This is a genomic window from Streptococcus sanguinis (assembly GCF_020729765.1).
GTDB lineage: Bacteria > Bacillota > Bacilli > Lactobacillales > Streptococcaceae > Streptococcus > Streptococcus sanguinis_Q.
In genome coordinates, this window is sequence record NZ_JAJEPD010000023.1 from 111,611 (window position 1) to 125,446 (window position 13,836).

Below are 13,836 nucleotides of genomic sequence, written 5' to 3' on the forward strand. Positions count from 1 at the left end.
TTATTATTGAGATACAAACTATTCTGCTATATAAATAAGAAGAAAGTGATTAAAATTTCACTTATTTCATATATTTTTTAAAGAAAAAAGAGCAAAGTGATTATTTGCTCTTGATTTTTCTATAATTATGGATGGCTGACAATCAGCTGCAAATCCCCAGACAAGGTCCATTCAGTGACGTCGCTTGGCAGGATGAAATGCTCCCCTTTTTCAAGAGGATAAACTGCCCCACCAACTTCTAGCTCACCGACACCTTCCAAGACACTGACCAAGCTGTAGTCTGCTGTCTTTTTAAAATTGACTGAACCAGCGATATCCCACTTGTAAACAGCAAAGAAGTCATTGGCCACCAAAAGAGTAGAAGTCAAACTATCTGCCTGAATGGTAACAGGACGGCTATTGGCAGGCTCACCGATAGTCAGAACGTCAATCGACTGCTCCAAATGCAGTTCACGAAGATTGCCAGCATCATCCTTACGATCAAAGTCATAGACACGGTAGGTTGTGTCACTGGACTGCTGAGTTTCCAAAATCAGAATACCTGAGCCAATGGCATGCATGGTACCGCTTGGTACATAGAAGAAATCGCCAGCCTTGACTGGGATTTTGGTCAGGAGACGGTCCCAGTCCTTGCTCTCAATCTGCTGGCGCAACTCTTCCTTGCTCTTGGCATTGTGACCATAGATAATTTCTGCTCCTTCGTCTGCAGCAATGACATACCAGCATTCAGTCTTACCAAGCTCCCCTTCGTGCTCTAGTCCATAAGCATCATCAGGATGGACCTGAACACTAAGCCAGTCATTGGCATCTAAAATCTTGGTCAAAAGTGGAAAGACAGGTTCCGGACGATTGCCAAAAAGCTCACGGTGCTCGGCATAGAGAACATCTAACTTCTGGCCGGCAAATCGTCCGTTCTTGACGGTTGACACACCATTAGGATGAGCCGAGATAGCCCAGTACTCCCCTACATGGTCGCTGGGAATCTCATAGCCAAAGACATCGCGCAGTTTGGTCCCACCCCAAATCTTCTCCTGCATCACAGACTGTAGAAATAATGGTTCTGACATAGTAGACTCCTTAAATATTTTTTACATCCAGCAAGGAATAACCCTTGGTATCGAAACGGTTGTTACTGCTTTCATTATAATATAGCATAGGCACTTTGTCTACTATCTGCTGAAAGCAATTCCTTTATAATAAAAAGAGTAAAGCTCCCCAGCAAATGCCGCAAAGATAACCGACCAGCACATCCTTTGGATAGTGTACGCCGCCAATCACGCGCACTGCGGCCAGTCCTGCTGAAAGCAAGAGGCAGATAAGCCCCGGCAGCCAGAAAAAGTAGAGCAGGCACATGGAAATCACTGTCGCCGAAAAGACATGGCGGCTGGGCATGGATTTACCTGATGTATCCTTGGCCAACAAGGGTTGAATAGCCCATTTTTCGTAAGGTCGTGGCTGATTCAGCCATTTACGAATAGCTGACAACAGACCAAATCCGATAGCTGGTAAGAAGAAAAAAGTAAGCAGCCCTTTCCAGTCTTCCGTCAGAAAGGCACTGATTAGAACGAGGCCATAAACAATAGGTATGAAGAGGGTCATTCCCCGATTGAAGTAAACCAGCCCTTTCAGCCACTGAGGGCGACTGCGAAAGGGAGTCGTTAATTGTTGATAAAAAATCGTGTAGTCTTTCATGCTTGCTTACCCTGCTTTTCTAAAAATTGGACACTCATACTTTCTCTACTATAGCATATTTCTAGACAAGATGGTAGTTTGATAGCAAAAGAGACTGAGACCCAGGCCCCAATCTCTTATTGTTTATGTTTTCTCAGGAGTATTATTTCTCCAAGTTCCAGATTTCCTTGGCATATTGCTCAATGGTATCGTCTGAGGTAAACTTGTCAGATGTAGCGATATTAATCAAGCTCATGCGAGCCCATTTTTCTTTGTCACGATAGAGAGCATCAATCTTCTCTTGAGCTTCTACATAGGAGTGGAAGTCTTCCAAGAGGAAGTATTCGTCATTGTGGGTGATGAGGGCTTCGTAGATTTCAGAGCCTTCTTCACGAACATTTGGAATGGTGCCGTTGACAAAGGTATCGACCACTCGGCGAATATCTGGATTGCTTTCATAGACACCTCGTGAGTAATAATCATGGCGGGCATAGTGCTCGTAAACTTGGTCCTTGTCCATCCCGAAAATAACAATGTTGTCGTCACCGACCTCGTCCTTGATTTCGATATTGGCTCCGTCCAATGTAGCCAGAGTAATGGCACCTGTCATCATGAACTTCATGTTGGAAGTACCAGAAGCCTCCTTGGAAGCCAGAGAAATCTGCTCTGATACATCTGCTGCAGGAATGATTAACTCAGCTAGGCTGACCCTGTAGTTTTCTAGGAAAACAACCTTGAGTTTACCTTGCAGACTTTCATCCTTGTTGACCAGATTGGCTACTTCATTGATTAGCTTGATAACCGACTTGGCAAAGTGGTAGCCTGGAGCAGCCTTGGCACCGAAGATAAAGACGCGTGGCACCATATCCTTATCAGGATTGTCCTTGAGGTCCCAGTAGAGCTTGATGATATGAAGCAGGTTAAGAAGCTGACGCTTGTAGGCATGGAGGCGTTTCACCTGGACATCAAAGATGGCTTCTGTAGAAACTTCCACTCCTGTTGATTCCTTGATGAAGTCAGCCAGACGAGCCTTAGCTTCTTGCTTCACTCGATAAAAATCGCCCAGCACTTGCGGATCATCCTTGAATTCCAAAAGCTTACGCAGCTCATGGATATCACTTCTCCAGCCCTTACCAATCAGCTTATCAATCTCAGCTGACAGAGGCTGGTCCGCAATTTGCAGCCAGCGGCGCTGGATAATCCCGTTGGTTTTGTTATTAAACTTCTCTGGGTAAATGCTGTAGAAATCACGCAAGGTGTCTTCTTTGAGCAGTTCGGTGTGGAGTTTGGCAACACCATTGATTGAATGACCACCGATGATAGCCAAGTGAGCCATGTGGATTTGATTGTCCTTGACGATCCGAGTGTTTTCGATGACTTGCGGATCAAGGCCGCGCCCAGCCATTTCAGCTACATAGCGGTTGTCAATTTCAAGGATAATCTGATAAACCCGCGGCAGGACATTCTTAAAGAGCTCTGCATCCCATTTTTCCAAGGCTTCAGACAGGATGGTATGATTGGTATAGCTCATAGTTTTAACCGTAGCATTCCAAGCGTCTGCCCATTCCAGGTCGTACTCATCCACCAAGAGACGCATAAACTCAGCCGGTGCGACAGCTGGGTGGGTATCGTTGATATGGACAGAGACCTTCTCATGAATATCCTTGAGCGGGCGACCTTGCTTGAGGTAGGATTTGATAATGGTCTGCAGACCTGCACTGGTCATAAAGTATTCCTGAATCAAGCGTAGCTCTTTTCCTTCGTAGCTAGAATCGTCTGGATAGAGAATGGCAGTGATGTCTTGCACACGGCGACGAGCTTCAATAGTCGGATAGTCCAGTTCATACTCTTCTGGAATTTCAACATCCCAAAGACGGAGATTGTTGACATTGTCATTGCCAAAGCCAATCTGCGGCACATCGTAAGGCACCGCACGCAAGGTTTTGGAATTCTCATAAAGAGGCACAATCCGGCCCTTTTCATTGGCGTGGAGGGAAACATTTCCGAAGATTTTAACATCAACAATATCATGGTCCTTACGGGTTTCCCAGACATTGCCCAGACTGCCAAACCAAGCATCAGGAATTTCTACCTGATAGCCATCTACGATGCGTTGCTTAAAGAGGCCATAGCGATAGCGAATCCCATTTCCAAATCCTGGATAGCCAGTGGTTGCCAGCGAGTCCATAAAGGCAGCCGCCAAGCGGCCCAGACCGCCATTCCCCAAGGCCATGTCATACTCAGCATTCTTAACATCTTCAAAGTCAACGCCCAAATCGGCAAAGCCTTCCTTAACCATATCGAGGATACCTAAGTTGAGCAGATTGGTTTCCAGCATGCGCCCTGGAAGAAACTCAATAGAAAAGTAATAAGCTGTCTTTTGCTGCTGCTCAATCAACTGATTGCGGCGCTCCAGCCAAAGGGGCGTGATATACTTGCGGACAGTGCTGGCCAAAGCCTGAAAAAGCTCCACTGAAGTCGCATCGGCAACCTTAATCAGCTGTCTTTCATGTAGAATATCCTTAAAATCTCGAATAAAACGTTCTTTTGTTAGTTCCATAGTGGATGGTTATCTCCCTTTCTTAATAGCGGGAAGCAGATTTAAACGTAGAAATACTTTTTTCAATCAAGATGGGAATAGCTCACTTCAGCCACAAGCAAAAACAGAGCTCCAACACAGTATGATAATATATAAAAATGTAATTCTCACGGAAATCCTCCCTTGTCCAATGGGCAAGAGAGGATTTGCTTATACTGATTCCAAAGTAAATGTTATAGGAGTGATTGATATAAATCACTGTATGCCTTGCTGGCTGTATCCCAAGAGAAGTCTCTCTCCATCGCCTGCTCTTGCAGAGATTTCCAAGCTTTCTTGTCATCGGCATAAAGCCTGAGTGCTTCCTTGAAGGTCCAAGTCAGCCAGTAGCCAGAAAAGTTATTGAAGCTAAAGCCAGTTCCCTGTCCTGTATAGGCATTGTAAGGCTCGACGGTATCACGCAGACCGCCCACTTCATGCACCAAAGGCAGGGTTCCGTAGCGCATAGCCATCATTTGTGACAGGCCACAAGGTTCGAAACGGCTTGGCATGAGGAAAATATCGCTGGCAGCGTAAATCTCCTGAGCCAAGGTCACATCAAAGAGGATGTTGGCTGAAAGCTTATTAGGATAGGCATGACCAAACCAAGCGAAAGCCTGCTCAAAAGCTGGATCGCCTGTTCCCAAGAGGATAATCTGCACATCTTCCTGGAGGAGATTATGCAGCTCTTCCACTACCAAGTCAAAGCCTTTCTGACGGGTCAGACGGGAAACAATCCCAACTACCGGCACATCGTCACGCACAGGCAGACCAACCCGTTCTTGCAAAGCCCGCTTGTTTTCTAGTTTACCAGATAAGTCAGATTTGTCAAAGTGATGGGCTAATAGCGGATCCGTTTCTGGATTATAGATATCTGTATCTATACCGTTGACAATTCCGACCAGCTTACCAGACTCCATCCGCAGGATTTGATCCAAATTACAGCCAAATTCTGGTGTACGGATTTCACCTGCATAGCTTGGTGATACAGTTGTCACTCGATCCGCATAGAGAATACCAGCCTTCATCCAGTTGAGACAGTCATTCCAACGCAGGGTTCCGTCTGCATAGCGCTCATAGCCCACTCCAAACAGTTCCCAAAGCATGCTGTCAGGGAATTGACCCTGGAACTCCAGATTATGGATGGTCAAGACAGTCTTGATATTCTGATATGCTTGAATCCAATGGTATTTTTCCTTAACCAAGAAAGGAATCATAGCTGTATGATAATCGTGAACATGCAGAACATCTGGAATGAAATCAATCCGCTCCATCAGCTCAACTGCTGCTAACTGGAAGTATGCAAAGCGCTCACCATCATCAAAATCCCCGTAAACATGGCCGCGGAAGAAATAATGCTGATTGTCAATAAAATAGAAGGACACACCGTTCAAGACCAGTCGCTTGACCCCAACATACTGACGACGCCAACCAACGCTGACTTCAAAATAGAAAAGGTCTTCCACTTGGTCGCCAAATTTGGCATGGGTCATGTCATAGTATGGCAGAATGACACCAACTTCATGGCCATCCTTGACCAGTGATTTGGGGAGAGCGCCGATAACGTCTCCCAAACCACCTGTCTTAGAAAATGGGGCTCCTTCTGCTGCTGCAAATAAAATCTTCATCGAATTATGTCCTCTGTAACTTTTTGGCCCTTCTTGACTACGATTGGGTCTTCTGCTGTTCCGCGAATCACCACTCCTTCGCCAATTTCAACACCCTTGTCCACAATCGCGTACTCGACAGTTGCATTTTCTCCAACTTTCACTCGAGGGAAGAGAACACTGTGTTTGACACTGCTTCCAGTCTTAATCTTGGTATTCCGTGAAATCACAGAATTGATGACCTCACCTTCCACAATACTTCCTGACGCAAACTGGGAGCGAGATACTTTTGAAGACTCAGCATAGTAAGTCGGCTCTTCATTCTTAACCTTGGTGTAAATCTTTTGGTTCGGACTGAAGAGAGAGTAGAATTTCTTACTTTCAAGCATATCGATATTGGATCTGTAGTAGGTCTCTACAGAATAGATATTCGCCAGATAGCCTGTATATTCGTAAGCAAATGCCCCTTCCTGAGTTGCTAAATCACGCAGGACATAGCGCAGCTTTTGCGGATGGTCTTTCTTAGCTTCTTCTTCCAGCTTTTCAATCAGCCATGGAGTATCCACTACAAAGATATCTGTAGACATATTGAAGAGCTCAGCATCTTCTCGGCCATCAAAGAGTTTATGCCCTCTGACATGGTCCGTTTCGCCAATATCTAGGACAGCATTCACATCTGAGATATTTTCCTTGTGCAATTTCTTGTAGACAACTGTAATCGGCTGCTCTGTTGTATTATGCAAGTGGAAAACTTGATTGAGGTCAATATTAACCAAGATATCACAGTTAAGTGCAACAGTTTGGTTGGAACCAGAACGTTTGAGGTAGGTCAAAAGCTGCTTATAGTATTCCTCACCGACTGTAGAGCTTTCTACACGAGTATTGTAGATTCCCAGGTAATAGTGGCTAAGCAAGGTAGACAGACCCCACTCACGACCAGAACGAATATGGTCAAAGACAGAGCTGATATTGTCCTGCTGGAAGATACCAAAGACACTGCGAATACCAGCATTGGCAAGGCTTGAAAGCGGGAAGTCAATCAAGCGATATTTCCCACCGAATGGCAAGCTGGCTACTGGACGATGATTTGTCAGAGTTGACATATCATGGAAGCCGACTGTGTTTCCTAAAATTGCTGAGTATTTATCAATCTTCATCTTTTGGTACCCCCACTTTCTCGTTGTATCCGACAACATATACTTCCTCTGTGCCATCAATCTCTACACCATCAGAGATGATAGCACCTTCGCCGATAATGGCCCGCTTGATCTTAGCGTCTTTGCCAATAACAGCTCCACTCATGATGACAGAGTCTTCAATGACTGCGCCCTTTTTGACTTGAGCACCAGTAGAAAGAATAGAGTGTTTTACTGTACCGTCAACGAAACATCCATCAACGACCAGCGAGTCTTCTACATGGGAATTTTCACTGATGAAGTTTGGCGGAGAAATCAAGTTGCGAGAATAAATCTTCCAGCGACGATTGCGGCTATCTAGAGCATTTTCTGGGCTGATGTATTCCATGTTGGCTTCCCAGAGAGACTCTACTGTACCAACGTCTTTCCAATAGCCTTCAAAATCATAAGCATAAACGCTTTCACCAGATTCAAGATAGTTAGGGATAACATTCTTACCAAAGTCAGACATATCCACATTACTCTTTTCAGCAGCTACCAGCATATTACGCAGACGTTGCCAGTCAAAGATATAAATCCCCATAGAAGCCTTGGTTGACTTAGGATGTTCTGGTTTTTCTTCAAATTCAACAATCCGATTATTAGCATCTGTATTCATGATACCAAAACGGCTGGCTTCTTTGAGAGGCACATCCAGAACGGCTACTGTCAGGCTGGCATTGTTGTCCTTGTGAGATTGAAGCATATCATCATAATCCATCTTATAGATATGGTCCCCAGACAAAATCAGGACATATTCAGGATTAATGCTGTCGATATAGTCAATATTTTGATAAATCGCATGGCTGGTACCTTCAAACCAGCGATTTCCTTCGCTCGCAGAATAAGGCTGAAGAATGGACACGCCTGAGTTAATACCATCGAGCCCCCAGCTAGAACCGTTTCCGATATGACTGTTCAGAGCTAGTGGTTGGTATTGAGTAATGACACCGACATTATGAATACCGGAGTTGGCACAGTTAGACAAGGCGAAGTCAATAATACGATAGCGGCCGCCAAACTGTACCGCAGGTTTTGCGATACTCTGTGTGAGCTTTCCAAGACGAGTTCCTTGCCCGCCGGCAAGAATCAAAGCTAGCATTTCATTCTTCATAGACTATTACTCCTTTGTGGAATCTTTTTTAACATTTTTACGAGCAATCCGACGCTTGATCTTCCAGATGCTGGCTCCAAGAGCTGGCAGTGTAAAGGTCAAGGTCTGTGGATAATCTTTCCAAAGTCCTTCTTGAGACTGAACTGTTTCGTTATGTCCCTTCCAAACACCTCCCCATTCTTCTAATTCAGTGTTCCATACTTCTTCATAAATGGCTTCCACTGGAACACCAATGGTAAAGTTCTTCCGCTCTACCGGCGCCATATTGAATACACAAACTAACATATCTCCTTTTTCCGTTTTACGAATGAAGGAGAGGACACTTTGATCGGTATTATCCGCATCTATGATTTCGATGCCATCGTAGCTCAGATCAATTTCCCAAAGCGGACGATTGTCTTTATAGAAGGCATTGAGTGCAGCAGTAAAGCCCTGCATCTTCTTGTTCATCTGATCGTCCAGATTCGACCATTCTAGTTGCTCTTCTGACTTCCATTCTAGGAACTGACCAAATTCTGAACCCATAAAGAGCAATTTCTTGCCCGGATGGCAGATTTGATAAGTCAGCAAGTTGCGGAGCCCTGCAAATTGATTGTAACGGTCACCCCACATCTTGTGCATGAGACTCTTCTTACCGTGAACCACTTCGTCGTGCGAGAATGGCAGGAGGAAGTTTTCAGAGAAAGCGTACATAAAGCTAAAGGTCACTAGATTAAAATCGTACTTACGATAAATCGGATCTTCTTCGTAGAAGCGAAGGATATCATTCATCCAGCCCATATTCCACTTGTAGTCAAATCCAAGACCACCCAGCTCTCTCATACCAGTAATCTTGGTCTCTGAGGAGCTTTCCTCTGCAATCATCATGACATCAGGATGAGCTAATTTGATAACCGTATTGAGGCGTTGCAGGAAGTAATAACCTTCATAGTTGCGATTGCCGCCATCTTTATTTGGCTGCCATGGACCGCTGTCATAGTCTAGATAGAGCATATTGCTGACAGCATCAACCCGAATCCCATCCAGATGGTAAAAATCAATCCAGAATTTAATGCTGGAAATCAAGAAAGACTGAACTTGATTTTTACCTAAATCAAAGTTGAGAGCACCCCAGCCATAGTTATGAGCCCGATCGTGATCCTGATACTCGAAAGTCGGTGTCCCATCATAGTAGGCCAGAGCATCATCATTAATAGTGAAATGACCTGGTACCCAGTCCACAATGACACCGATATTATTTAAGTGGCATTCTTCAACGAAGTCTTGAAATTCCTCAGGTGTGCCATAGGTATGCTCAAAGGCGAAGTAGCCCATAAGCTGATAGCCCCAGCTAAGCCCCAGCGGATGAGCCATAAGCGGCATGAATTCCACATGTGTGTAGTTCATCTCCACCAGATACGGAATCAAGTCTTCTTTTAACTGGGCAAAGCTATAAGGACTGCCGTCTTCATTGCGTTTCCAAGAGCCAGCATGCACTTCATAGATATTGACCGGCCGAGAGAAGAAGCCCCAACGCTTCCGGCGTGCCAGCCAAAGACCGTCTTTCCACTTCTTCTCAGGAATAGTGCGAATAACTGCTCCCGTGCCCGGACGCTCTTCCAGATAGATAGCCAGCGGATCAATTTTCAAAATTTCCTGACCACTGCTGCGCTTGATATTGTACTTGTAAATATCTCCTTCCTTAGGCAGTTCTGTGAAGACTTCCCAAACGCCCGCTTCATTTCGGACCATAGGGATCTGCTCTTCATACCAATTGGTGAAATCTCCAATCAAATGGACACTCTGAGCATTAGGCGCCCAAACGCGGAAAGAGTAGCCAGACTTGCCGTCCACTTCATCCTGATGCGCCCCTAGATAATGCTGTAAATGAAAGTTTTCACCTGTTGTAAAGGTTCTTAATGCTTCGTTCTTATCCATGCGATCACCTTTCTATTTGTAAGCGTTTTCTATAATACTATTCTACATTATTTTTATCTCTTTTTCAAGTAAATTTCAAATATCCTTACGGAAAATCACTAAAAACGAACATTAGCTAAAATTAGTAATAAATGAGAGAGAAAACACTGCATTTTGTGCCTCTAAGTATGTTTTTATTCCTTTTTCGCTAAATATAGAGCTGTCCAAAACAAGAAAAAGATGAAAATTTTCATAAAGATATAGACCAATATGTAAATTTACATTTTAAAATAATAAGCAATTAAACATATAAATGCTTGATTCTTTTCAAATGATTCGATAATCTTGTTCAATTTACAAGTTCATCAAGGTAAGAAAAAAGGCCGCACAAAGCCGCCTTTCTCATTATTTCACATCAAACACGATGGATTTCACTTGTGTCATCGCTTCGATACTGTAACGAATCCCTTGCACTCCTGCTCCAGATCCCTTAACACCAAGGAATGGGAAGTTATCTGGACCACGTTGGGTCTTATTATTGATGTGTACAGTACCCACTTCCAGTTTCTCAGCAATTTCAAATGCTTTAGGGAAATCATTTGTAAAGACTGAAGATTGAAGACCAAACTCTGACTGGTTACAGATCTGAATAGCCTCTTCAACGGAAGTCACACGAATAATCGGAAGAACAGGACCAAATGGCTCTTCCCAAGCTAATTTCATATCCAGTGTCACATGGTCAAACAAGGCAGGCCAGATGAGATTTGCTTCACGTTTGATTTCTGTCAAGGCTGACGCTCCTTTTTCTTGAGCATCTTCAATCAAGCCCCAGATGAAATCTGCTGATGCATGATCAATGACTGGTGTGATATCCGCATTATCAAAGGGATCACCAACCGTCAGTTTCTCTACCTCTGCCTGAAGTAGCGCCGCTAATTTATCTGCTACGCTCTCCATAACAATGACACGTTTAATAGCCGTACAGCGCTGACCGGAATAACTGTATGCCCCACCAACAATCTGCTTAGCTGCATGCTCCAAGTCAGCATCTTCTAGCACAACTGCAGCATCCTTACCACCCAATTCAAGCATAATTGGACGCATACCAGCCAACTTACCGATGCGTTCACCGATTGGAGTGGAGCCCGTAAAGTTAATGTAGTTTACTTCTTTATGCTCAATGATGTAGTCCCCGATTTCTGAACCGCGGCCAGTGATGGTATTGAAAACACCAGCAGGCAGACCAGCCTCAGCAAAAGCCTGGGCCAAGAGCAAACCAGAGATTGAACCTTGAGTAGGTGGCTTAAACATCACGACATTTCCGCCGATAAGGGCAGGAGCAATCTTAGAACCAGACAGGTTGACTGGGTAGTTAAATGGCGCAATAGCCAATACAACTCCTACAGGCTCACGACGGACCACAGCCAATTTTTTCTTGCTAGCAGCTTCAAAGCCACCGCCTTCCATAACCTGACCGTGAATACGAATCCCTTCTTCAGCTGCATAGCGAATCAAGTCTGCTGTCCGGACTACCTCTCCTACTGCCGCTTTGATACCCTTGGCAACTTCCTTTGCAAGGATTTCACCAATCTTCTCCTGATCGCGCTCTAAAATATCCGCAACCTTATGCAGATAAGCTGCACGTTCAACTGCTGAAAGAGCTCTCCAAGCTGGCAAAGCTGCACGAGCACTCGCCATCGCATTGTCTACCTCTGCCTGAGTCATGGCAGGAACAGTTCCTAAAATCTCATTGTTGATAGGAGATGAGATGGTGATTTTATTTTCAGAAACTTTCCACTCTCCATTTATATAGTTTTTATATTGTGTCACTTGTCCCCTCCAAAATGTTATTAAATATTATTTTACCAAATTTTCTGAAAATTTCAACCAAAAGTTATAAATTTAAAGAATTTTTTCACAATTAAGATAGATTATTAAATTTTGTTCATATTAGATCTGCTTATTTTCTGTTTTCTTTGATTTCAACTTTCTGCACAAACTTCACTATGCCCCTGAAGAAAACAAAAAAGACCAGGAAAATCTCCCTGATCTTAATTTTTCAGATTAATCGAAGTCCAGATATTCTTTTTCAAGCTCAAGAACTTCTTCCATCGTTGCACATTCAGTCAGTGCACGCTGAGCCAGTTCTTGCATCTTCTTCGTATCCAGCTTCTTCATGAGGCTACGAGTCCGAAGAACTGAAGTCGCACTCATAGAGAATTCATCCAAGCCCATACCTACGAGCAATGGCACCGCAGTTTGATCGCCGGCCATTTCTCCACACATACCTGCCCACTTGCCTTCAGCATGAGCTGCCTTGATAACATTGTTGATCAAGCGAAGGATAGATGGGTTGTAAGGTTGATAGAGGTAAGAGACTTGCTCATTCATCCGGTCAGCCGCCATAGTGTACTGGATCAAGTCGTTGGTACCGATAGAGAAGAAGTCTACTTCCTTGGCAAATTGATCCGCCAACATAGCTGCTGCTGGAATTTCAATCATGATACCCACTTGGATATTATCCGCTACTGCAACACCTTCAGCCTGCAATTTAGCTTTTTCTTCGTCATAAACCGCTTTAGCTTTGCGGAATTCTGTCAGAAGGGCTACCATTGGGAACATGATGCGCAATTGTCCATGTACAGATGCACGCAAGAGAGCGCGGATTTGTGTACGGAACATCGCATCGCCAGTTTCAGAGATAGAGATACGCAAAGCACGGAAACCAAGGAATGGGTTCATTTCATGTGGCATATCGAAGTAAGGAAGCTCCTTATCTCCACCAATGTCCATTGTACGAACAACTACTGGTTTTCCATTCATGCCTTCAAGCACAGCCTTGTATGCTTCATACTGCTCATCTTCTGTCGGGAAGTCTTGAGAATCCATATAAAGGAACTCAGTCCGGTAAAGACCAACTGCTTCTGCACCGTTAGCATTGACACCTTCAACGTCTTTTGGCGTACCGATATTGGCTGCCAATTCGAAATGCTTGCCATCTGCAGTCACAGTCTGAGCATCCTTAAGCAATTCCCATTCAGCTTTTTGCTTAGCATAAGCCTCACCAGCTGCTTTAAATGCTGCGATTTGCTCTTCAGTTGGGTTGATAATCACTTCACCAGTGATACCGTTAGCTGCAATCACATCGCCATCTTTTACAAGCTCAGTAATGTTATTAGTTCCCAATACTGCTGCGATTTCAAGCGTACGTGCCATGATAGCAGAGTGGCTTGTACGGCCGCCGATATTGGTTACAAAAGCTTTAACAAATTTCTTATCCAGCTGTGCTGTATCAGAAGGAGTCAAGTCATGAGCAATGACAACTGATTCTTCATTGATAGACGCTGGATTTGGCAATTTCTTGCCCAAAAGGTTAGCAAGAACACGCTTTGTCACGTCGCGGATATCTGCCGCACGTTCCTGCATATATGGATTGTCGTCCATGTTTTCAAAAAGAGTGATAAACATGTCCGTTACTTCTTTCAGACCAGCTTCTGCATTGGTCTTTTTCGCACGGATTGTTTCTTTGATTTGCCCAACCATTTCAGGGTCAGCAAGTACCATTAAGTGAGCGTCAAACACCTGAGCGGCTTCCTCACCAAGGCTATCTACTGCTTTCTCACGGATAACAGAAAGCTCGTTCTGTGAAGCTTCAAGAGCTGCATCCAAACGAGCCTCTTCTGCATTCGTATCTTCGACTGAAACAGTCTCAAATGATAAATCCGGTTGAACTAATAGATATGCCTTAGCAACGGCAACACCGTCAGATGCTGCAATTCCTTTAAGCATTTCTGTCAT

General features: G+C 44.2%; 9 protein-coding genes. All 9 read right to left on the minus strand.

The features are described 5' to 3' along the window. Positions 1 to 125 precede the first annotated feature (125 nt). On the minus strand, positions 126 to 1,067 hold the full coding sequence (gene manA, locus K4H96_RS02270) for a mannose-6-phosphate isomerase, class I (protein WP_223337569.1): 942 nt from the start codon (positions 1,065 to 1,067) through the stop codon (positions 126 to 128). A gap of 124 nt (positions 1,068 to 1,191) precedes the next feature. Further along, positions 1,192 to 1,692 carry a phosphatase PAP2 family protein gene (locus K4H96_RS02275; RefSeq protein ID WP_223337568.1) on the minus strand — a complete coding sequence of 167 codons (501 nt, stop codon included), beginning with the start codon at positions 1,690 to 1,692 and terminating at the stop codon, positions 1,192 to 1,194. Between the two features lie 142 nt (positions 1,693 to 1,834). After that, on the minus strand, positions 1,835 to 4,231 hold the full coding sequence (locus tag K4H96_RS02280) for a glycogen/starch/alpha-glucan phosphorylase (RefSeq protein ID WP_223337567.1): 2,397 nt from the start codon (positions 4,229 to 4,231) through the stop codon (positions 1,835 to 1,837). A gap of 212 nt (positions 4,232 to 4,443) precedes the next feature. After that, entirely contained in the window at positions 4,444 to 5,874 is a 1,431-nt protein-coding gene (gene glgA, locus K4H96_RS02285) for a glycogen synthase GlgA (RefSeq protein ID WP_223337566.1), read from the minus strand. Further along, positions 5,871 to 7,010, minus strand: coding sequence for a glucose-1-phosphate adenylyltransferase subunit GlgD (gene glgD / locus K4H96_RS02290; protein WP_223337565.1), 1,140 nt, complete (start codon positions 7,008 to 7,010; stop codon positions 5,871 to 5,873). The genes glgA and glgD overlap by 4 nt, the downstream gene beginning before the upstream one ends. Then, positions 7,000 to 8,142, minus strand: a complete 1,143-nt coding sequence (locus K4H96_RS02295; protein WP_002912070.1) for a glucose-1-phosphate adenylyltransferase — start codon at positions 8,140 to 8,142, stop codon at positions 7,000 to 7,002. The genes glgD and K4H96_RS02295 overlap by 11 nt, the downstream gene beginning before the upstream one ends. A 6-nt stretch (positions 8,143 to 8,148) precedes the next feature. Further along, positions 8,149 to 10,059, minus strand: a complete 1,911-nt coding sequence (gene glgB, locus K4H96_RS02300) for a 1,4-alpha-glucan branching protein GlgB (protein WP_223337564.1) — start codon at positions 10,057 to 10,059, stop codon at positions 8,149 to 8,151. 384 nt (positions 10,060 to 10,443) lie between these two features. Beyond that, positions 10,444 to 11,868, minus strand: a complete 1,425-nt coding sequence (locus K4H96_RS02305) for an NADP-dependent glyceraldehyde-3-phosphate dehydrogenase (protein ID WP_223337563.1) — start codon at positions 11,866 to 11,868, stop codon at positions 10,444 to 10,446. 234 nt (positions 11,869 to 12,102) lie between these two features. Further along, entirely contained in the window at positions 12,103 to 13,836 is a 1,734-nt protein-coding gene (gene ptsP / locus K4H96_RS02310; protein ID WP_002900755.1) for a phosphoenolpyruvate--protein phosphotransferase, read from the minus strand.

What these genes read in the sequence shown, in the direction of transcription:
- K4H96_RS02275 (WP_223337568.1), bottom strand. Translation starts at nt 1,692, where the DNA reads ATGAAAGACTACACGATTTTTTATCAACAATTAACGACTCCCTTTCGC.
- glgA (WP_223337566.1), bottom strand. Translation starts at nt 5,874, where the DNA reads ATGAAGATTTTATTTGCAGCAGCAGAAGGAGCCCCATTTTCTAAGACA.
- K4H96_RS02280 (WP_223337567.1), bottom strand. Translation starts at nt 4,231, where the DNA reads ATGGAACTAACAAAAGAACGTTTTATTCGAGATTTTAAGGATATTCTA.
- glgB (WP_223337564.1), bottom strand. Translation starts at nt 10,059, where the DNA reads ATGGATAAGAACGAAGCATTAAGAACCTTTACAACAGGTGAAAACTTT.
- manA (WP_223337569.1), bottom strand. Translation starts at nt 1,067, where the DNA reads ATGTCAGAACCATTATTTCTACAGTCTGTGATGCAGGAGAAGATTTGG.
- glgD (WP_223337565.1), bottom strand. Translation starts at nt 7,010, where the DNA reads ATGAAGATTGATAAATACTCAGCAATTTTAGGAAACACAGTCGGCTTC.
- K4H96_RS02295 (WP_002912070.1), bottom strand. Translation starts at nt 8,142, where the DNA reads ATGAAGAATGAAATGCTAGCTTTGATTCTTGCCGGCGGGCAAGGAACT.
- ptsP (WP_002900755.1), bottom strand. Translation starts at nt 13,836, where the DNA reads ATGACAGAAATGCTTAAAGGAATTGCAGCATCTGACGGTGTTGCCGTT.